This window comes from Pseudomonas fortuita, assembly GCF_026898135.2.
GTDB classification, from domain to species: Bacteria; Pseudomonadota; Gammaproteobacteria; order Pseudomonadales; family Pseudomonadaceae; genus Aquipseudomonas; species Aquipseudomonas fortuita.
The window spans coordinates 1,621,441-1,641,842 of the sequence record NZ_CP114035.2 but is presented as its reverse complement, the minus strand read 5'-3'; the positions used below and the strand labels follow the sequence as shown (position 1 = coordinate 1,641,842).

16 protein-coding genes and 6 tRNA genes are annotated in these 20,402 nt (G+C 62.6%); 4 read left to right on the top strand and 18 right to left on the bottom strand.

The features are described 5' to 3' along the window. Positions 1–71: 71 nt before the first annotated feature. The 6 genes from OZ911_RS07435 to leuC all read right to left on the bottom strand — a co-directional run bounded on the left by OZ911_RS07435 (position 72) and on the right by leuC (position 6,766). Positions 72–1,076, bottom strand: coding sequence for an aspartate-semialdehyde dehydrogenase (locus OZ911_RS07435; RefSeq protein WP_070086440.1), 1,005 nt, complete (start codon positions 1,074–1,076; stop codon positions 72–74). A 446-nt stretch (positions 1,077–1,522) separates the two neighbouring features. Continuing rightward, the gene (gene asd, locus OZ911_RS07430) at positions 1,523–2,635 is read right to left on the bottom strand and encodes an aspartate-semialdehyde dehydrogenase (RefSeq protein ID WP_016485516.1); all 1,113 of its coding nucleotides are present in this window, start codon (positions 2,633–2,635) and stop codon (positions 1,523–1,525) included. 63 nt (positions 2,636–2,698) lie between these two features. Beyond that, complete coding sequence (gene leuB / locus OZ911_RS07425; RefSeq protein ID WP_023047847.1) at positions 2,699–3,781, bottom strand: 3-isopropylmalate dehydrogenase; 1,083 nt, start codon at positions 3,779–3,781, stop codon at positions 2,699–2,701. 54 nt (positions 3,782–3,835) lie between these two features. Then, a complete protein-coding gene (locus tag OZ911_RS07420) occupies positions 3,836–4,600 on the bottom strand; it encodes a class I SAM-dependent methyltransferase (RefSeq protein WP_023047848.1) in 765 nt (254 codons plus the stop codon). A 91-nt stretch (positions 4,601–4,691) separates the two neighbouring features. Continuing rightward, positions 4,692–5,336 carry a 3-isopropylmalate dehydratase small subunit gene (gene leuD / locus OZ911_RS07415; protein ID WP_016485514.1) on the bottom strand — a complete coding sequence of 215 codons (645 nt, stop codon included), beginning with the start codon at positions 5,334–5,336 and terminating at the stop codon, positions 4,692–4,694. Next, complete coding sequence (gene leuC, locus OZ911_RS07410; protein WP_016500870.1) at positions 5,333–6,766, bottom strand: 3-isopropylmalate dehydratase large subunit; 1,434 nt, start codon at positions 6,764–6,766, stop codon at positions 5,333–5,335. The genes leuD and leuC overlap by 4 nt, the downstream gene beginning before the upstream one ends. A gap of 131 nt (positions 6,767–6,897) precedes the next feature. Here leuC and OZ911_RS07405 point away from each other — a divergent pair, with 131 nt between their 5' ends. Together OZ911_RS07405 and OZ911_RS07400 are read left to right on the top strand one after the other, a co-directional pair. Next, on the top strand, positions 6,898–7,776 hold the full coding sequence (locus tag OZ911_RS07405; RefSeq protein WP_016485512.1) for a LysR family transcriptional regulator: 879 nt from the start codon (positions 6,898–6,900) through the stop codon (positions 7,774–7,776). A 61-nt stretch (positions 7,777–7,837) separates the two neighbouring features. Continuing rightward, positions 7,838–11,134: a PAS domain S-box protein gene (locus OZ911_RS07400; RefSeq protein WP_016485511.1), complete on the top strand. Its 3,297-nt coding sequence runs from the start codon at positions 7,838–7,840 to the stop codon at positions 11,132–11,134. 87 nt (positions 11,135–11,221) lie between these two features. Here OZ911_RS07400 and OZ911_RS07395 read toward each other — a convergent pair whose 3' ends face one another. The 12 genes from OZ911_RS07395 to gltX form a co-directional block, all read right to left on the bottom strand. Beyond that, positions 11,222–11,665 (bottom strand): Hsp20 family protein, encoded by a 444-nt coding sequence (locus OZ911_RS07395; RefSeq protein ID WP_016485510.1) that lies wholly within the window; start codon positions 11,663–11,665, stop codon positions 11,222–11,224. 163 nt (positions 11,666–11,828) lie between these two features. Next, on the bottom strand, positions 11,829–12,800 hold the full coding sequence (locus OZ911_RS07390; RefSeq protein WP_070086959.1) for a tRNA dihydrouridine synthase: 972 nt from the start codon (positions 12,798–12,800) through the stop codon (positions 11,829–11,831). 50 nt (positions 12,801–12,850) lie between these two features. Then, complete coding sequence (locus OZ911_RS07385; protein WP_016485508.1) at positions 12,851–13,285, bottom strand: acyl-CoA thioesterase; 435 nt, start codon at positions 13,283–13,285, stop codon at positions 12,851–12,853. Between the two features lie 185 nt (positions 13,286–13,470). Then, complete coding sequence (locus tag OZ911_RS07380) at positions 13,471–14,304, bottom strand: alpha/beta fold hydrolase (RefSeq protein WP_268968590.1); 834 nt, start codon at positions 14,302–14,304, stop codon at positions 13,471–13,473. Positions 14,305–14,319: 15 nt separating this feature from the next. Further along, entirely contained in the window at positions 14,320–14,859 is a 540-nt protein-coding gene (locus OZ911_RS07375) for a TetR/AcrR family transcriptional regulator (RefSeq protein ID WP_039615373.1), read from the bottom strand. Between the two features lie 171 nt (positions 14,860–15,030). Further along, positions 15,031–15,106: transfer RNA gene (locus OZ911_RS07370), tRNA-Glu, on the bottom strand. A gap of 42 nt (positions 15,107–15,148) precedes the next feature. Then, positions 15,149–15,224, bottom strand: a tRNA-Ala gene (locus tag OZ911_RS07365). Positions 15,225–15,286: 62 nt separating this feature from the next. Beyond that, positions 15,287–15,362, bottom strand: a tRNA-Glu gene (locus OZ911_RS07360). Positions 15,363–15,404: 42 nt separating this feature from the next. Next, positions 15,405–15,480: transfer RNA gene (locus OZ911_RS07355), tRNA-Ala, on the bottom strand. Positions 15,481–15,532: 52 nt separating this feature from the next. Next, positions 15,533–15,608: transfer RNA gene (locus OZ911_RS07350), tRNA-Glu, on the bottom strand. 72 nt (positions 15,609–15,680) lie between these two features. Next, a tRNA-Ala gene (locus tag OZ911_RS07345) sits at positions 15,681–15,756 on the bottom strand. Between the two features lie 334 nt (positions 15,757–16,090). Next, positions 16,091–17,572 carry a glutamate--tRNA ligase gene (gene gltX, locus OZ911_RS07340; RefSeq protein WP_016485504.1) on the bottom strand — a complete coding sequence of 494 codons (1,482 nt, stop codon included), beginning with the start codon at positions 17,570–17,572 and terminating at the stop codon, positions 16,091–16,093. Between the two features lie 143 nt (positions 17,573–17,715). Between gltX and OZ911_RS07335 the strand changes: the two genes are divergently transcribed. Further along, positions 17,716–18,771 (top strand): HlyD family secretion protein, encoded by a 1,056-nt coding sequence (locus OZ911_RS07335; RefSeq protein WP_023047685.1) that lies wholly within the window; start codon positions 17,716–17,718, stop codon positions 18,769–18,771. Further along, positions 18,761–20,311 carry an MDR family MFS transporter gene (locus OZ911_RS07330; RefSeq protein ID WP_016485502.1) on the top strand — a complete coding sequence of 517 codons (1,551 nt, stop codon included), beginning with the start codon at positions 18,761–18,763 and terminating at the stop codon, positions 20,309–20,311. The genes OZ911_RS07335 and OZ911_RS07330 overlap by 11 nt, the downstream gene beginning before the upstream one ends. Positions 20,312–20,402 lie beyond the last annotated feature (91 nt).

The following is a 20,402-nucleotide window of genomic DNA, read 5'->3' as shown; positions in this document are numbered from 1 at the left end:
GACCTCTTCCCTTGTATGAATCGTCCCGAAACCTGCAAGCAGAGCAGGACAAAAGTGCTCGCCAGTATCTTTTACGGCATCTGTTTAATCAACAATTGTGCCACTTGCACGGCATTGAGCGCGGCGCCTTTGCGCACGTTGTCGGTGGTCAGCCAGAGGTTGAGCTGCTGGTCTTCATCAACACCGTGACGTACACGACCAACATAGACCACGTCTTGGCCCACTGCGTCACCGACCGGGGTCGGATAATCATCACGCTCCACCCGCTCGACGCTATCGGCTGCCTCCAGCGCCTGGTTGACCGCCTCCAGGTCGACCGGGCGACGGCTCTGCACAGCCACACTGAAGCTATCGCCGAAAAACACCGGGACTTGAACGCAGCTTACGGAAATCTTCAATTCAGGCATGCCGAGCAGCACCCGCAACTCGCTGACCAGGCGGCGCTCCAGCGCTGTATGGCCCTGTTCATCGGCGGCCCCTACCTGGGCCAGCAGGTTGAATGCCACCTGGCGGTCAAAGAAGCGAGGCTCCAGCGGCCGGGCATTGAGCAGCTCAGCGGTTTGCCGGGCCAGTTCGCTGACCGCTTCACGGCCTTGCGCAGACACCGCCAACGCGGCCATCACTTGCACCCGCTCAATGTCGAGCAGGCCTTTGAGCGGCGCCAGCGCGACGGCCAGGGCTACAGCGGCCGAGCATGGGCTGATGATGCGCGCTGGCAACGACAGGCCGGCCAGGCGGTCGGTATTGGCTTCCGGCACCAAGGCCAGGGCGTCGTCCAGGCCACCGGACAGGTCGATCACCGTGCAGCCTGCCTGCAGCGCCTTGCCGGCAAAGCTGCGGCTGACGGCGGCGCCGGTGGCGAAGAAGGCCAGCTTGACCTGGGCAAAGTCGAAGCTGTCGACTTCGCGCACTTTCAGCTTCTTGCCAGCGAACATCACGCTGCTGCCCGCCGATTCCATGCTGGCCAGCAGGTGCAGCGTGGCGACCGGGAATGCGAGTTCTTCGAGGATCTGCACCAAGGCTTCACCGACGCTGCCGGTGGCGCCGACGACGGCGATGTCCAAAGGGTGTGTCATGGTAGGGATCCTCTTGCAGAAAACGGCGGGGGCGGCACTTTACTCGGATTGTAGGGTTTTGTCTGTGCTGGCCGTATCTTCGCCGCTGTGGGTTGCGTGAGGGCTAGCGGGGATGGCTTGGGATTTGCGGTGTTTGTGAGATCGAGCGCCGCCCGCGCGGCGCATCGCGACGCAAGGCCGCTCCCACATTTGTTTCGGGCCAGTCCATCCTGCGCCAGGCGCGCGCGACCGCCTTGTATGTACGACGCGATATCGATGCATGCGCCAAGGCCTACGCGCGCGAATCCCACAGGAATAACTGGCCCGAAACAAGTGTGGGAGCGGCCTTGCGTCGCGATGCGCCGCGTGGGCGGCGCTCGATCTCACCGGCACCAAAAATGCTGTGGCGAACACTCAAAAAAAACCCGCACTGTCGCCAGCGCGGGTTTTTGGTCAAAGCAGAACGATCAACGCTCCAGCAGAATCCGCAGCATGCGGCGCAGCGGTTCGGCGGCGCCCCACAGCAGCTGGTCACCCACGGTGAACGCGCCCAGGTACTGCGAGCCCATGTTCAGCTTGCGCAGACGGCCAACCGGGATGTTCAGGGTACCGGTGACCTTGGTCGGGGTCAGCTCCTGCATGCTGATTTCACGCTGGTTCGGCACCAGCTTCACCCAAGGGTTGTGCTGGCTGATCATGCCTTCGATGTCGGCGATCGGCACGTCCTTGTTCAGCTTGATGGTCAGCGCCTGGCTGTGGCAACGCATGGCGCCGATGCGCACGCAGATGCCGTCGACCGGGATCGGGCTCTTGAAGCGACCGAGGATCTTGTTGGTCTCGGCCTGGGCTTTCCATTCTTCACGGCTCTGGCCGTTCGGCAGTTCCTTGTCGATCCACGGGATCAGGCTACCGGCCAGTGGCACACCAAAGTTCTCGGTCGGGAAGGCGTCGCTGCGCATGCTCTCGGCAACCTTGCGGTCGATGTCGAGGATGGCGCTGGCCGGGTTGGCCAGGTCGTCGGCAACGGCTGCGTGAGTGGCGCCCATCTGCTTGATCAGCTCGCGCATGTTCTGCGCGCCAGCACCCGAGGCTGCCTGGTAGGTCATGGCGCTCATCCACTCGACCAGGCCGGCTTCGAACAGCCCACCCAGGCCCATCAGCATCAGGCTGACAGTGCAGTTGCCGCCGATATAGTTCTTGGTACCGGCGTCCAGCTGCTGATCAATGACCTTGCGGTTGACCGGGTCGAGGACGATCACCGCATCATCCTGCATGCGCAGGGACGAGGCCGCATCGATCCAGTAACCCTGCCAGCCGGCTTCACGCAGCTTGGGGAAGACCTCGTTGGTGTAGTCGCCGCCCTGGCAGGTCAGGATTACGTCGAGGGTCTTGAGTTCTTCAATCGAATAAGCGTCTTTGAGCGGCGCTGTATCCTTGCCCACGTTCGGGCCTTGGCCGCCGACATTGGAGGTAGTGAAGAACACCGGCTCGATAAGGTCGAAATCCTGCTCCTCCAGCATCCGCTGCATGAGCACGGAACCGACCATGCCGCGCCAACCGATCAGACCTACACGTTTCATCGCAACTACACCTTTGCTAAAAGTGGGCCGCCACCGGGAATTTGGGGTGGCGGGCCAGAGAGATTACAGATTCCGCAGCGCTGCGACTACTGCGTCGCCCATTTCCTGCGTACCAACTTTGCGGCAGCCTTCCGAGAAGATGTCGCCGGTGCGCAGGCCCTGGTCAAGGACCAGGCTGACGGCCTTCTCGATCGCCTCGGCGGCAGCCGACTGATTGAAGCTGTAACGCAGCATCATCGACACCGACAAAATGGTCGCCAGCGGGTTGGCGATGCCAAGGCCGGCGATGTCCGGCGCCGAACCGTGGCACGGCTCGTACATGCCCTTGTTGTCGGCATCCAGCGACGCAGATGGCAGCATGCCGATGGAACCGGTCAGCATGGAAGCTTCATCCGACAGAATGTCACCGAACATGTTGTCGGTCACCATCACGTCGAACTGCTTGGGTGCTCGCACCAGCTGCATGGCAGCGTTGTCGACGTACATGTGGCTGAGTTCGACGTCCAGATAGTCCTTGGCCACGTCTTCGACCACTTCACGCCACAGCTGGCTGGACGCCAGGACGTTGGCCTTGTCCACCGAGCACAGCTTCTTGCCACGTACGCGGGCCATGTCGAAGCCGACACGGGCAATGCGGCGCACTTCGCTTTCACTGTACGGCAGGGTGTCGTAGGCCTGGCGCTCGCCGCCTTCCAGCTCGCGCTGGCCACGCGGGGCACCGAAGTAGATGCCGCCGGTCAGCTCACGGACGATGAGGATGTCCAGGCCCGAAACGATTTCCGGCTTCAGCGACGAGGCATCGGCCAGCTGCGGGTAGAGGATGGCCGGGCGCAGGTTGGCGAACAGGCCCAGTTGCGAACGGATTTTAAGCAGGCCGCGCTCAGGGCGGATGTCACGCTCGATCTTGTCCCACTTCGGGCCACCCACGGCGCCCAGCAGCACGGCATCGGCCTTGCGCGCACGCTCCAGGGTTTCGTCGGCCAGCGGCACGCCATGCTTGTCGATGGCGGCGCCACCGATCACGTCATGTTCCAGGCTGAAGCCAAGCTGGAACTTGTCGTTGGCCAGTTCCAGCACCTTGACCGCTTCGGCCATGATTTCCGGGCCGATACCGTCACCAGGGAGAATCAGAATCTGCTTGCTCATGCTTTCCTCTATCCATTCACGCGGTGCGGCCAAACGGGCCCCACCGAAAAGTGCTTAACGCTCGGCCCACAACACCAGCACATCGGTGCTGAACGAGCCATCGGCCTCGATCTGGTAATACTGCCGTACTTCTTCACCCATGGCTTGCTGCAATTGGCGTATGGCCACGCGCATCGGCTCGGGGGTGCGCATGCGCTCGACCCAGCTGCTGAACTCCAGGCGCAGTGGCTGGCGCGTGTGGCTGCGCACATGCAGGCCGGCTTCGCTGACCTGACGCTGCCATTCGGCGGCGGAGTAGTCGCGCACATGGCTGGTGTCGCGCAGCACCTCGACCGTTTGCAGGTAGGTGTCGAGCAGCGGGCTGCCGGGTGACATCACATCGACGAACGCCGCCACGCCACCGGGCTTGAGCACCCGGCGCACTTCGCGCAGGGCCAGGCCCAGGTCGCTCCAGTGGTGGGCCGAGTAGCGGCTGAAGACGAAATCGAACGAAGCATCGGCAAACGGCAGGCGTTCGGCCGCGCCGCGCTCGGTGATGATGTTGGCCAGGCCGCGCTCGGCGGCAGCACTGGCGACCACGTCGAGCATGGCTTGCGAAAGGTCGTAGGCGACCACCTCGGCGACCAGCGGCGCGACGTGGAAGCTGACATGACCGGCACCGCAGCCCAGGTCCAGCACGCGCGCATGGGCCTGCCCTGCCAGCTCAGCCTGCAGCAGGGCGAACTCACTGCCCTGGGCGTGCACGGTGCTGCTGAGGTAGGCGCTGGCCTGTTCGCCGAACTGGCGCTGGACCACGTCGGTATGGTTGGTGCTGGTCATGGGTGCAGTCCTTTTGATTGTCATCACCAGTACCGGCCTCTTCGCGGGGCAAGCCCGCTCCCACAGAGGCCAGCACTCACAGCTACATCACTCAGGCATCACGGAACAGCCAAGGCTGGCTGGCGCGGTGCTTGCCTTCGAAGGCCTTGATCGCATCGCTGTCCTGCAGGGTCAGGCCGATATCGTCCAGGCCGTTGAGCAGGCAGTGCTTGCGGAACGCATCGATCTCGAAATGCAGCACCTTGCCATCCGGACGTGTCACGGCCTGCGCTTGCAAGTCGATGGTCAGCTGGTAACCCGGGTTGGCTTCGACCTGCTTGAACAACTCGTCGACTTCCTCATCGCTGAGGATGATCGGCAGCAAGCCGTTCTTGAAGCTGTTGTTGAAGAAGATGTCGGCAAAGCTCGGCGCGATCACGCTGCGGAAGCCGTACTCGTCCAGCGCCCACGGGGCGTGCTCACGGCTGGAGCCACAACCGAAGTTTTCCCGCGCCAGCAACACGCTGGCACCCTGGTAGCGTTCGTGGTTGAGCACGAACTCGGTGTTCAGCGGGCGCTTGCTGTTGTCCTGGTAGGGCTGGCCCACGTCCAGGTAACGCCATTCGTCGAACAGGTTAGGGCCAAAGCCGGTGCGCTTGATCGACTTCAAAAACTGCTTGGGGATGATCTGGTCGGTGTCGACGTTGGCACGGTCCAACGGCGCGACGAGGCCAGTGTGCTGGGTAAAGGCTTTCATGCTGCGCTCCCTTGGATCAACTCGCGGACATCGATGAAGTGGCCGGTCACCGCGGCAGCGGCAGCCATGGCCGGGCTGACCAGGTGGGTACGGCCACCGGCCCCCTGACGGCCTTCGAAGTTGCGGTTGGAGGTGGACGCGCAGTGCTCGCCGCTCTCCAGGCGGTCCGGGTTCATCGCCAGGCACATCGAGCAGCCTGGCTCACGCCATTCGAAACCGGCTTCGACAAAGATCTTGTCCAGGCCTTCGCGCTCGGCCTGGGCCTTGACCAGGCCCGAACCTGGCACGACGATGGCTTGCTTGACGGTAGCGGCCACCTTGCGGCCCTTGGCGATTTCGGCTGCGGCGCGCAGGTCTTCGATACGCGAGTTGGTGCACGAGCCGATGAACACGCGGTCCAGCTGAATATCGGTGATCGCCTGGTTGGCGGTCAGGCCCATGTACTTCAGGGCACGCTCGATCGAACCACGCTTGACCAGGTCGGCTTCGGCAGCCGGGTCCGGCACGCGCTGATCGACGGCCAGGACCATCTCGGGCGAGGTGCCCCAGCTGACCTGTGGCTTGATCTGGCTGGCATCGAGCTCGACCACGGTGTCGAACACGGCATCGTCATCCGACACCAGGTCTTTCCACGACTCGACCGCTTGTTTCCACTGCTCGCCCTTCGGCGCGTACGGGCGGCCTTCAACGTAGGCAACGGTGGTGGCGTCAGTGGCCACCAGGCCCACACGGGCACCGGCCTCGATGGACATGTTGCAAATGGTCATGCGGCCTTCCATCGACAATTCGCGGATGGCGCTGCCGGCAAACTCCATGGCGTGACCATTGCCACCCGCGGTGCCGATCTTGCCGATCACGGCCAGGACGATGTCCTTGGCGGTAACGCCGGCAGGCAATTGGCCTTCCACGCGCACCAGCATGTTCTTCATCTTTTTGGCGACCAGGCACTGGGTGGCGAGCACGTGCTCGACCTCGGAGGTGCCAATGCCGTGGGCCAGGGCACCGAAAGCGCCATGGGTGGACGTGTGCGAGTCACCGCAGACCACGGTCATGCCGGGCAAGGTGGCGCCCTGCTCGGGGCTGATGACGTGAACGATGCCCTGGCGTTCGTCATTCATCTTGAATTCGACGATGCCGTATTCGTCACAGTTTTCGTCAAGGGTCTGCACCTGCAGGCGCGACACCTGGTCGACGATGGCCTCGATGCCGCCCTTGCGCTCCGGCGTGGTCGGCACGTTGTGGTCGGGGGTGGCGATGTTGGTGTCGATGCGCCACGGTTTGCGGTTGGCCAGGCGCAGGCCTTCAAAGGCCTGGGGCGACGTCACTTCGTGGATGATGTGGCGGTCGATGTAGATCAAGGACGAGCCGTCATCACGGCGCTTGACCTCATGGGCTTCCCAGAGTTTGTCGTAGAGCGTTTTGCCAGCCATCAGACTGTTCCTCATCAGCGTCTTTCTATGCCAAAGACCCCTTGGCTTGTACGGACGATGCTAGGGGGTTAGATTGAATAACTCAAATTCATAATTTTTATGCTTTGGATAACCCAAAGGAATACAACCCCATGGACCTGGCCAACCTCAGTGCCTTTATCGCCATTGCCGAAACCGGCAGTTTTTCCGGGGCCGCCGACCGGCTGTTCCTGACCCAACCGGCCATCAGCAAACGCATCGCCGGGCTGGAACAGCAACTGGGTGTGCGCCTGTTCGACCGCCTGGGCCGCGAGGTCACCCTGACCGAGGCCGGGCGCGCCCTGCTGCCACGGGCCTACCAGATTCTCAATGTGCTTGATGATACCCGACGGGCGCTGACCAACCTGACCGGGGCCGTGAGCGGTCGTCTGACCCTAGCCACCAGCCACCACATCGGCCTGCACCGCCTGCCTCCATTGCTGCGGGCTTTCACCCGCCAGTACCCGGCGGTGGCGCTGGATATTCAGTTTCTGGATTCAGAACAGGCCTACGACGAAATTCTGCATGGCCGTGCCGAGATTGCCGTGATCACCCTGGCGCCCGACCCGCACCACCTGATCAAGGCCGTACCGGTGTGGGACGACGCCCTGGACTTTGTCGCCGCGCCCGAGCACCCGCTGGCCAACAACCGTACAGTCAGCCTGGCTGATGTGGCCCGCCACCCGGCGGTATTCCCCGGCGGCAACACCTTTACCCACCATATTGTCCAGCGCCTGTTCGAAAGCCAGGGCCTGACGCCGAACATCGCCATGAGCACCAACTACCTGGAAACCATCAAGATGATGGTATCGATCGGGCTGGCCTGGAGTGTATTGCCACGCACCATGCTCGACGAACAGGTTGCACCCATCGCATTACCGGGCATACAGCTGTCACGCCAGCTAGGCTACATCTTGCACACGGAGCGTACGCTGTCGAACGCGGCCAGGGCTTTCATGGCCCTGCTCGACAGCCACGCAGGGCCGGCCTGACCGGCCGTCAGCCCGGCACATCCAATTCAAGGACGCGTCATACGCCAAAGGTCTGGTACCGATGCCCAAATCAGCAAACCGCTTTTTGCGCCTGCCGCGTATTCCTGCGGCCGATCCCCAAGAGTCGGAGCAGGCCTGGCAGAACGCCCCACAACTGCTGGCCGCGCTCAATGGCGCGCGCCTGGGGGCCTGGCTATGGGACATCGATAGCGGCCGGGTCAGCTGGTCACGAGGCACCCAGGCGCTGTTCGGCTTCGACCCGCAGCGACCGTTGCCCGCCGATGTCGACTACCTCGACTTGCTGCCCGAGGAAGACCGCGCCCGCACCCGCCAGGTGTTCCAGGCCGTGTTCAACGGCGAGCCGGTGGAACAGGCCATGCGTCACCGCATTCGCTGGCCTGACGGCAGCCTGCACTGGCTGGAGATCAACGGCAGCCTGACCCACGACCAGCATGGGCGCCCGCAGATGATCGGGGTGATCCGCGAAATCACCCGCCAGCGCGAGCGGGAAACAGCGCTGATCAATTCGGAAAAGCGCTTCGCCACCCTGTTCCACCTCAGCCCCAACGCCATTTTGCTGACCCGCCGCCACGACGGCATGATCTTCGAGGTCAACCAGCATTTCGAAGACATGTTCGGCTGGCCTGGCAGCCAGGTGATCGGCAAGACCAGCCTGGAGTTGGGCCTGTGGGTCCACCCCGAACAGCGTCACCAGGTGATGGAGTCGACCCGCGCCAATGGCGGCCCGCTCATCATGGAGGTGCAGTTCCGTGCCTCCAGCGGCAAGGTGCACGACGGCATCCTCTGCACCCAGGGCATCGAACTGGAGGGCATCACCTTCCTGATCAGCACGTTCGTCGACACCACCGAACGCAAGCGCGCCGAGCAGGCCCTGAAGGACAGCCAGGAACGGCTGGACCTGGCCCTGGACTCGGCGCAGCTGGGCACCTGGGACTGGCATATCCCCAGCGGCATGCTCTACGGTTCGGCCCGCGCCGCGCAGCTTCACGGCCTGCCGCCCACCCCTTTTCACGAGTCGTTCGATGCGTTTTTCGAGGGGGTGCCGGAACAGGAGCGCAACTCGATGCGCCAGGCCTACCGCAGCCTGCGCGAAGGGCCCGCCGGCAACTACCAGATTACCTACCGGGTGCAGCTGGAGAACGGCATTTCGCGCTATATCGAAAGCCGCGCACGCCTGTACCGCGACGAACAGGGCAACCCGCTGCGCATGGCCGGCACCTTGCTCGACATTACCGACCAGGTGGAGCGCGAGCAGCGCCTGAGCGCCTCGGAAGAGAAGTTCGCCAGCCTTTTCCAGGTCAGCCCCGACCCAATCTGCGTTACCCGCCAGGACACCGGCCAGTTCATCGAGATCAACCCCGCGTTCAGCCAGACCTTTGGCTGGGGCAGCGACCAGGTGATTGGCCGCACAGCCGAGGAAATCGGCTTGTGGGCCGAGTCCATCGAACGTGCGCAACGTATCGAGCGGGTCATCCGCGAACAGGCCCTGAGCAACGTTGCCGTGGTGGTCAACCACCGCGACGGCGCGCCGCTGACCTGTGTGATCTCCAGCCGCCTGATCACCGTCGACGACCAGCCCTGCAGCGTTACCACCCTGCGCGACATCACCCAGCAACAACGCGCCGAGGCGGCGCTGCAGTCCAGCGAGGAAAAGTTCGCCAAGGCCTTCCACTCCAGCCCCGACGCCATCACCATCACCGAACGCCACAGCGGCCGCTACCTGGAAATCAACGATGGCTTCTGCCGCCTGACAGGCTACAGTGCCGCCGATGTGGTCGGCCACACGGTATATGAGATCGGTATCTGGGCCGATGACAAGCAGCGCAGCGCGTTGCTGGCCGAGTTGCGCGAGCGCGGCCGGGTGCATCACCGGGAAATGCTTGGGCGTAACAAGCGCGGCGATATCCTCACCGTGGAAGTTTCTGTCGAGCCGATCACCCTCAACGAAGTCGACTGCCTGCTGCTGACCGCACGCGACGTCAGCCAGTTGAAAAACGCCCAGGCGCAAATACGCCATCTGGCCTACCACGATCCGCTGACCAACCTGCCCAACCGTGCCCTGCTGATGGACCGCCTGAGCCAGCAGATTGCCCTGCTCAAGCGCCACAACTTGCGCGGCGCCCTGCTGTTCCTCGACCTCGACCACTTCAAACACATCAACGACTCGCTGGGCCATCCGGTGGGCGACGCGGTGCTGAAGATCATCACCGCACGCCTGGAAGCCAGTGTGCGCCTGGAAGACACCGTGGCCCGACTGGGTGGCGACGAGTTCGTGGTATTGCTCAGCGGACTGGAAGGCAGCCGGGAGCTGGTAGAGGAAAAAGTGCGTGAACTGGCCGACACGCTGCGTGAGCTGTTGGCCGAACCGATGTCGCTGGATGGCCAGCGCCTGCAGGTGACGCCCAGCATCGGCGTGGCGCTGATCCCCGACCACGGCACCACGCCGGCCGATCTGCTCAAGCGTGCCGATATCGCCCTTTACCGGGCAAAGGACTCTGGGCGCAACACCACCCAGTTGTTCCACACCACCATGCAGAAGGCCGCCAGCGAACGCCTGCGCATGGAAAACGACCTGCGCCTGGCCTTGGCCCGCGGTGAACTGGCGTTGTACTTCCAGCCGCAGGTGGATGCCCGCGACAACCGCATCGTCGGCGCCGAGGTGCTGCTGCGCTGGCATCACCCGCAACTCGGCCAGCAGCCGCCCTCGCAGTTCATACAGGTGCTGGAAGAAAGCGGCCTGATCCTGGAAGTTGGCAGCTGGATCCTTGACGAAGCCTGCGATGCTTGCGCGCACATGCTGGCCGACGGCCTGATCGACGCGGATGATTTCAGCCTGTGCGTGAACATCAGCCCTCGGCAGTTCCGCCAAAACGACTTTGTCGGGCGTGTGTTGCGCAGCCTGGACGACTATCGGCTGCCACGACACATGCTCAAGCTGGAAATCACCGAAGGCATCGTCATCCAGAACCTGGAAGACACCATCAGCAAAATGCGCGAACTGAAGCACTACGGGGTGAGTTTTGCCATGGATGACTTCGGCACTGGCTATTCATCGCTGACCTACCTCAAGCGCCTGCCGGTCGATGCGCTGAAGATCGACCAGACCTTTGTGCGCGATGCACCGATCGACCCCAACGACGCCGAAATCGTCCGCGCCATTGTCGCCATGGCCCGCAGCCTGGACCTGGCGGTGATTGCCGAGGGGGTCGAACTGACTGAACAGCTTGAGTTTCTGGAACGGCTGGGCTGTCACCTGTATCAGGGCTACCTGCACAGCCGGCCGTTGCCGTTGCCAGAGTTTCGCAAGCTGTTGCTGGAAGCGCCGGCGGACTACTGATCGCCTGGCTGCCAGCGCCTGCACGGTAGCGCGTCAGGAGCACAAAAAAGGGCACCCCTGGGGGTGCCCTTCTTCATCGCAGCGTGATCAGTTCAGCGCTGGTTTGTCGCCATTGATCGGGATGCGCTTGGCCTTGGCTTCTTCAGGCACGATGCGCAGCAGGTCGATGCTGAGCAGGCCGTTGGCCAGGCCGGCGGCTTTCACTTCGATATGGTCAGCCAGGCGGAACGACAGCTTGAAGGCGCGTTGCGCGATACCCTGATGCAGGTAGGTCACTTCAGCGGCGCCATTGTCGCGCTTGCCACCGGTCACGGTCAGGACACCTTTCTCAACCTGCAGGTCGAGGTCCTCCTCTTGGAAACCGGCTGCGGCTACTACGATGCGATAGTGGTCCTCGCCATGTTTTTCCACGTTGTAGGGCGGGTAGCTGCTACCGGCCTCATTACGTGCCGCGGATTCAAACAGGTCGTTGAAACGGTCGAAACCAACGGAATGGCGGAACAGTGGAGCAAGAGAGAAAGCGGTAGTCATGGTCATAAACTCCTGAGATTCAGCAAGTAAGTCATTACGCGACCCGACTTCGGCATCGCGTACTCAAAAGATATGGCCGAGGGAAAAGCTTTCAAGGGGCAATGATAAAAAAATTTGAAATCGGTGTAGCCCTTTTCGCGGGCATGCCAGCGAAGAGGCCAGCTCAGGCAACACAGGCCTCCAAAGCCTGCACCTCAACCCCCAGCAACCGGCTGATCCGCGCGCAGTCATCTTCCCGGCGCAACTCGGCAAACAGCACCACCGCTTCGGGGTAACTGCGGGTCAGCATGGCCAGCCATTGCTTCATCCGCCCCGGTGCATAACGCGGTGACAGTTTGGCCTGGGCCTGACGCCAGAACTCGCGCAACAACGGCAGCAGGTCATCCCAGCTCATCGGCTGATAGTCCCGCCCATCATGGGCTGCGGCAATCTGCAGACCCAGGTCCGGGCGCGATACCAGGCCACGGCCCAGCATGATGTCCTCGGCCCCGCTGACCTCACGGCACCGCCGCCAGTCATCAACAGTCCAGATCTCGCCATTGGCGAACACCGGTACCTTGACCACATCCTGCACCCGCGCCACCCATTCCCAGTGCGCCGGCGGCTTGTAGCCCTCGACCTTGGTCCGCGCATGCACCACCAGATGCGCCGAGCCCCCCTCTGCCAATGCCGTGGCACACTCAAGCGCGCCGTCGGGGCTGTCGAAACCCAGGCGCATCTTCGAGGTTACCGGGATATGCGCCGGCACTGCGCGGCGCACCTCCCGCACGATGGCGTGCAGCAACTCCGGCTCTTTGAGCAGCACGGCACCGCCACGTGACTTGTTCACGGTCTTGGCCGGGCAGCCGAAGTTCAGGTCGATCACTGGCGCACCCAGCTCACAGGCCAGCGCCGCGTTTTCCGCCAGGCACACCGGGTCCGACCCCAGCAACTGCACGCGCATGGGCACCCCCGCAGCCGTACGCGCGCCCTGGCGCAGCTCGGGCGCCAGCTTGTCGAACGAGGACGGCGGCAGCAGGCGGTCGCACACGCGAATGAACTCAGTGACGCACCAGTCGATACCGCCTACGCGGGTCAATACGTCGCGCAGGATGTTGTCAACCAGCCCCTCCATGGGGGCCAGGGCAATTTGCATGTCGGGGTCTCGGTGAAAAAGCCGGCAGTCTAACAAAAATTGTCGACGATTCAGGTGCCGATCAGCGCCGGACCGTAGCCATCTACGAATTCCGCCGGCATGCGCCTGGGCTTGCCGCTGGACAGCTCGATGCAGGCAAAGGTGGTGTGCGCACGCAGCAGGGTTACGCCGTCACGCGGGCGCTTGAGCTGAAAGCGCCGGGTCATGCGCAGGCGCTGATCCCAGTCGATGATCCAGGTGGCCAGTTGCAGCTCGTCGTCCTCGTAGGCGGCGGCCAGGTAATCGATTTCGTGACGCACCACCGCCATCGCCCGATCCAGGCGCCGATACTCCGCCAGGTCCAGCCCCAGGCGCTGGGAGTGGCGCCAGGCGCAACGCTCCAGCCACGTGACGTAGACCGCGTTGTTGGCATGACCAAGGCCGTCGATGTCCTCGCTGCTGACGCGCAGGTCGATGACGAAGGGTGTTGCCAGGTCCCAGCTCATGTTCGCTTCCTTGGCACAAAAGGCGATTTAGCAGCGACCTGCAGGGCAATGTCCAGCCCCTGCGCAAGATTTACCGGCCTCATCGCCGGCAAGCCAGCTCCCACAAAAACCGCGCAGGACTCCAGGTTTGCGCCGTACCTGTGGGAGCTGGCTTGCCGGCAATGAGGCCAGCACAGGCAACACCATCAGGCGGTTTGCCGCGCTGGCTCGTCAGCCCGGGCCAGCAATTCGAGCACGGCCACACTCAGCCGCGGGTCGGCCAGCACCCGCTGGTGGCCGCCCTCCTCCAACATCAGCAAACGGCTATCGAACCAGGCCTTATGAATGACCTGGGCTTCATCGGCGGCCACGAGGGCGTCATCGGCGGCATGCACCACCAACCCCGGAAGCTCAAGCTGGTAACCGGTCACATCCAGCCGCGCAATCTGCATGCCCACGTCCCGCTCCACCTGGCGTATGAAAGCCGCCCGCGCCCGCGCCGGCATCCCCAGGCGATGAGCAAAGCCACGCAACACGCCCAGCAGCCGCGCCGGGGCAGCAATGCTCACAGCCGCTTCCGTGCGCAACCCCATCTGCAGCGCCAGCAGCACACTGGCACCCCCCATCGAGTGGCCAATGACCGCACGCAGCGGCGGCAGCTCTGCAGCGGCCTCCAGCAGTGCCCGGGCAAACAGCACCACATTTGCCTGCTCGCCCGGCGAACGGCCATGGCCCGGCCCTTCCAGCGACACCACCGTGTGCCCGGCCTGGACCAAGGTCTCGATCAAAGCGGCAAACTGGGTCGGGCGCCCTTCCCAACCATGCATCAGCAACACGGTCGGCCCTTTGTCCCAGCGCAAGGCAGACAAGCCGAAGCGCAGGGTGATGCGTTCGGCGCTGGCCAGCGCGGGCAACTCCCATTCCCTAGGTGGCAGGTTGCGCGGGGTCATGAAGGCACGGCGCATCTTGCCCGCGACATGCTCAGGGGCCAGCCGGCCCAGGGTGCCATTGACACCACGAATCCAGCTCAGGGTAGTCATCGCCATGCTCCAGGGTTAAAGCACCGCCGATTTGGCGGCGCGCAGAATACGGTCAGAAAGTTCACTGGTACCCAAGGCACGGGCCAGGGCAAGGCCGCCAACCATGAGCGCCAGATCAGCCAGGGCCTTGTCGGCATCTTCAGGCCGGTCGACCATGGCGGCAGTCATCAGCTCGATGTGCTCAGCCAATACCTCGCGGAACGCCTCTGGCAGGCGCTGCATCTCGCCCAGCGAGTTGGGCAGCGGGCAAGCGTGCACTTCGGCATCCCGGTGCTTGCGCGACAGGTAAAAGGCACTGGCCAGCGCCCGCCGCCCTGCACCATCGAGGCTGGGGTCGATCTGGGCGAGCAAGGCGCGGCGCTCACCCAGCAGCTGGCGAAACGCTTCGAGCATCAGCTCGTCCTTGCTGTCAAAGTGGGCATAGAAACCACCGACGGTCAGGCCTGCCGCCCCCATCACCTGGCTAACGCTGGGCTCAGCCGGGCCGTGCTGGATCAGCGCACTGCGCGCTGCTTCCAGGATGCGTTCGCGGGTTCTGCTCTTCTTGTCGCTCATCAGGCATCCGCCATTCAAAATATGATGCTTGAAATATTATGGATATCATATTTTTTGGCAAGCAAAATTTTACGCCGCTGGTCAGCTGCGATTTTTCGGAAGGGAGAAAAAACAAAAGGCCCATTCAATAAGCGAATGAGCCTTTAAAATCCCGCAAAACGCGGGTAAATGTGGCGTCCCCTAGGGGACTCGAACCCCTGTTACCGCCGTGAAAGGGCGGTGTCCTAGGCCACTAGACGAAGGGGACGTAACCTTCGCGAAGATCCACTTACGTGAACCCTGGCAGAAATGGTGGAGCTAAGCGGGATCGAACCGCTGACCTCCTGCATGCCATGCAGGCGCTCTCCCAGCTGAGCTATAGCCCCGAAACAAAAGGCTCATCAATAATCGACGAGCCTTTTTAAGCCCTGCAAAACGCAGGAAAAAGTGGCGTCCCCTAGGGGACTCGAACCCCTGTTACCGCCGTGAAAGGGCGGTGTCCTAGGCCACTAGACGAAGGGGACGTAACCTTCGTGCCGATCCGCTTACGCGAACCGCGGCAAAATTGGTGGAGCTAAGCGGGATCGAACCGCTGACCTCCTGCATGCCATGCAGGCGCTCTCCCAGCTGAGCTATAGCCCCAGATTTCTAGCCTCGCGGCCCAGCGACAAGTGCACCATCGCTTGTGTAAAACTGGCGTCCCCTAGGGGACTCGAACCCCTGTTACCGCCGTGAAAGGGCGGTGTCCTAGGCCACTAGACGAAGGGGACGAACCTTCTTACCTTCAAGACCTGGTTGCTGGACCCGGTCTTGCTTGCCAGCCTTGACTGACAAGCGGAATTTGGTGGAGCTAAGCGGGATCGAACCGCTGACCTCCTGCATGCCATGCAGGCGCTCTCCCAGCTGAGCTATAGCCCCACAATGTCGCTTTGAACTGAACCGCTGGCTGGGTGCCTGACGATTCGTTTTCGTTCATCGCTGTGGACGGGGCGCATATTAAGATCGGATTGCAGGGCTGTCAAACGAAATTTTGAAAATATTCAAAAGTTTTTTCACAGATAACAATCACTTACCGCCCTGCCCCAGCAAAACCTCCCCCTCGAACCCTTGTAAGAGCGGCCTTGTGTCGCGATTGGACCGCAGCGCGGTCCCACAATCTTCGCCTTGAAGCAAAATCATCGGGGCCGCTTTGCGGCCCTTTCGCGGCACACGGCTGCTACTACACGGTTCAGCGGCAGCTTTCAAAACACCGTCAAGCGATAGAAGCCAGCAGCTTTTCCCACTCTTTGTTTTCTTTCTTCGAAACGCCACCCAGCAGGTCCAAGGCCTGGCGCAGGCGATAGCGGGTCAGGTCGGGGCCGAGGATTTCCATGGCGTCCAGTACCGACACCGAGCTGGCCTGGCCGGTAATGGCGGCGAACATCAGCGGCATCGCATCACGCAACTTCAGCTCCAGCGCCTCGACCACGGCCTGGATGCAGCCGGTGATGCGCTCTTTTTCCCACTGGCGCAGGCTTTCGAGCTTCCACAGGATCAGCTGGATCACCTGGCGCACCTGGTCGGCCGACAGTTTTTTGCTTTCGAACAGCTTGGCATCCAGTTTCAGCGCGCCTTCAAAGAAGAACCCGCCCAGCGGGGCAACCTGGCTGAAGGTCTCGACCCGGCCCTGCACGTGCGGGGCAATCTTCATCATGTAGTCGCTGTTGAATGCCCACTTCTGCAGCCGTGTGGCGAATTCCTCGACCGGCAGTTCGCGCAACCACTGGCCGTTGAGCCAGGACAGTTTCTCGATGTCGAAGATCGGGCCACCCAGCGAAATACGCGACAGGTCGAAGTGCTCGACCATTTCGTCCAGCGAGAACTTCTCGCGCTCGTCCGGCATCGACCAGCCCATGCGGCCCAGGTAGTTGAGCATCGCCTCAGGCATGAAGCCCATGCGCTCGTAGAAGGTCACCGAGGTCGGGTTCTTGCGTTTGGACAGCTTGGACTTGTCCGGGTTGCGCAGCAGCGGCATGTAGCACAGCTTGGGCTGCTCCCAGCCGAAGTATTCGTACAACTTGATCAGCTTGGGCGCCGACGGCAGCCACTCTTCGCCACGCAGTACGTGGGTGATGCCCATCAGGTGGTCGTCCACCACGTTGGCCAGGAAGTAAGTCGGCAGGCCGTCGTTCTTCATCAGCACCTGCATGTCCATGCGGTCCCATGGGATCTCGACATCGCCACGCAGCATGTCCGGTACCACGCAGACACCTTCGCTCGGCACCTTCATGCGGATCACATGTGGCTCGCCGGCGTCCAGGCGGCGCTGCACTTCTTCGGCGCTCAACAGCAGCGCGCGGCCGTCGTAGCGCGGGGTTTCGCCGCGGGCCTGTTGCTCGGCACGCATCTGCTCCAGCTCTTCGGCGGTGCAGAAGCAGTAGAAGGCATGACCGGCATCCACCAGCTGCTTGGCATACTTCGCGTAGATCTCGCCACGCTCGCTCTGCCGGTACGGGCCGTGCGGGCCGCCCACATCCGGGCCTTCGTTCCATTCGATGCCGAGCCAGCGCAGGGCGTCGAAGATCTGCTGTTCCGACTCGCGCGTGGAGCGCAGCTGGTCGGTGTCTTCGATGCGCAGGATGAACTCACCGCCGTGCTGCTTGGCAAAGCAGTAGTTGAACAGGGCGATGTAGGCAGTGCCGACATGGGGGTCGCCGGTAGGCGATGGCGCGATACGCGTACGTACGGTGGTCATGGAAGGTCTCGAACTGAAGATGAAACAAAGGCGGGATGTTAGCAGGAGGCAGGCACCGGGCTCCAGCAATGGCGCGAACGTCACTTGTCGACAGCCCCTGCAGCGCTGTTAAATTTGTTTACATTTCTGGAACGATAGTGCCCATGCCTGCCCAACTCAAACGTCGCCTGCTGGTCTTCTTCACCCTGGTGGCCATCATCGCCCTCGCCTTTCTGGCCCACTGGTACTTCAAGGGCCGCTTCTACGAGAGTACCGACAACGCCTACGTACAGGGCGAGATCACCCGTATTTCCAGCCAGCTGGGCGCACGTATCGAGGCGGTGCCGGTCGAGGACAACCAGCATGTCAACAAAGGTGACCTGCTGGTGCGCCTGGAAGTAGCAGACTTCGAGCTGGCGGTTGACCGCGCCCGCGCTACCCTGGCTACCCGCGAAGCAGAATACGCGCAAGCGCAAAGCCGCCTGACCCAGCAGGGTAGCCTGATCGCCGCCGGGCAGGCGCAGGTGGCAGCCAACCAAGCCACGTTCGAGCGCTCGCGGGTGGACCTGAGCCGTGCCGAAAAGCTGCGCAAGCCAGGCTTCATATCCGAAGAGCGGGTCACCACCCTGTCGGCGGACAGCCATGTCGCCGGCTCTCAGGTCGACAAAGCCCGCGCCGACCTGCAAAGCCAGCGCCAGCAGGTCAACGCCCTGAACGCCGACCTCAAACGCCTTGATGCACAGATCGCCAACGCCCGCGCCGACCTGGCACAGGCCGAACTGAACCTGACCCGCTGCGAAATCCGCGCGCCGATCAGCGGCACCATCGGCCAGCGCAACGCGCGCAATGGCCAGGTGGTGCAGGCTGGCGCCTACCTGCTGTCGATCGTGCCCGACGAAGACATCTGGGTGCAGGCCAACTTCAAGGAAACCCAGATCGGCCGGATGCAGCCCGGGCAACGCGCCGAGCTGCTGTTCGACAGCTACCCGGATACCCCCATCGAAGGCCGGGTCGACAGTGTCTTCGCTGCCTCGGGCGCGCAATTCAGCCTGCTGCCACCCGACAACGCCACCGGCAACTTCACCAAGGTGGTACAGCGCATCCCGGTGAAACTCACCTTCAGCGCCGACAACCCGCTGCACGGGCGCATTCGCCCCGGCATGTCGGTGACTGCCACCGTCGACCTGCGCAGCGAAAGCGAAGGCCACAATGGCCGGTGACCAATTGCTCCGGCCCACCGCTGAGCCCACCCGCCGCGACTGGATCGCGGTAATGAGCGTGATGCTCGGTGCGTTCATGGCGGTGCTGGATATCCAGATCACCAATTCGTCGCTGAAAGACATCCAGGGCGCACTGTCAGCGACGCTGGAGGAAGGCTCATGGATTTCCACCTCGTATCTGGTGGCGGAAATCATCATGATCCCGCTGACTGCCTGGCTGGTGCAGTTACTCTCGGCGCGGCGCCTGGCGGTGTGGGTTTCTGCAGGGTTTCTGTTGTCGTCACTGCTGTGCTCGATGGCCTGGAACCTGGAGAGCATGATCCTGTTCCGCGCCCTGCAAGGCTTTACCGGCGGCGCACTGATCCCGCTGGCGTTTACCCTTACCCTGATCAAGCTGCCCGAACACCACCGCGCCAAAGGCATGGCGATGTTCGCCATGACCGCCACGTTCGCCCCCTCCATCGGCCCCACGCTGGGCGGTTGGCTGACCGAGAACTGGGGCTGGGAGTACATCTTCTACATCAACATCCCGCCCGGCCTGGTGATGATTGCCGGCCTGATGTATGGGCTGGAGAAGAAAGAGGCGCACTGGGAACTGCTGAAAAGCACCGATTACGCAGGCATCGTCACCCTGGGCCTGGGGTTGGGCTGCCTGCAGGTGTTTCTCGAAGAAGGCCACCGCAAGGACTGGCTGGAGTCGAACTTGATCGTTGGCCTGGGCAGCATCGCCCTGATCAGCCTCATCACCTTCGTCATCCTGCAGTTTTCCAAGCCGCACCCGCTGATCAACCTGCGCATTCTCGGTAACCGCAACTTCGGCTTGTCGAGCATCGCCAGCCTGGGCATGGGCGTAGGCCTGTACGGGTCAATCTACCTGTTGCCGCTGTACCTGGCGCAGGTGCAGGGTTACAACGCCCTGCAGATCGGCGAGGTGATCATGTGGATGGGTGTCCCGCAGCTGTTCCTGATCCCGTTGGTGCCGCAACTGATGAAGGTGGTGTCACCCAAAGTGTTGTGCGCCTTGGGGTTCTGCCTGTTCGGCGCCGCCAGTTTCGGTTCGGGGGTGCTGAACCCGGACTTTGCCGGGCCGCAATTCAACCAGATCCAGATCATCCGCGCCCTGGGCCAGCCGATGATCATGGTGACCATTTCGCTTATCGCCACGGCTTACATCCAGCCGCAGGATGCGGGGTCGGCATCGAGCCTGTTCAATATCCTGCGTAACCTGGGGGGTGCGATTGGTATCGCCTTGCTGGCCACGTTGCTGGATGCGCGGACCAAGGTGTATTTCGATTACCTGCGCGAATCGGTAGTGCCGAGCAACCCACAGGTGGCAGAACGGCTGGCGCAACTGGCGGAGCGCCTGGGCAATGACAATGCAGCGCTGGGCAAGCTGAGCGAGATTACCCATCAGCAGGCCATGATCATGGCCTACAACGATGCTTTCCACTTTGTCGGGATCGGGTTGGCGGTGAGCATGGTGGCAGTGTTGCTGACCCGCAAGCTGCCGGCGGGGTTGAAGGCTGGGGAAGCTCACTAGCTTGTACTGGCCCTATCGCCGGCAAGCCAGCTCTCACAGGTACCGGGCAAATTTTGAATGCAGCGGCACACCTGTGGGAGCTGGCTTGCCG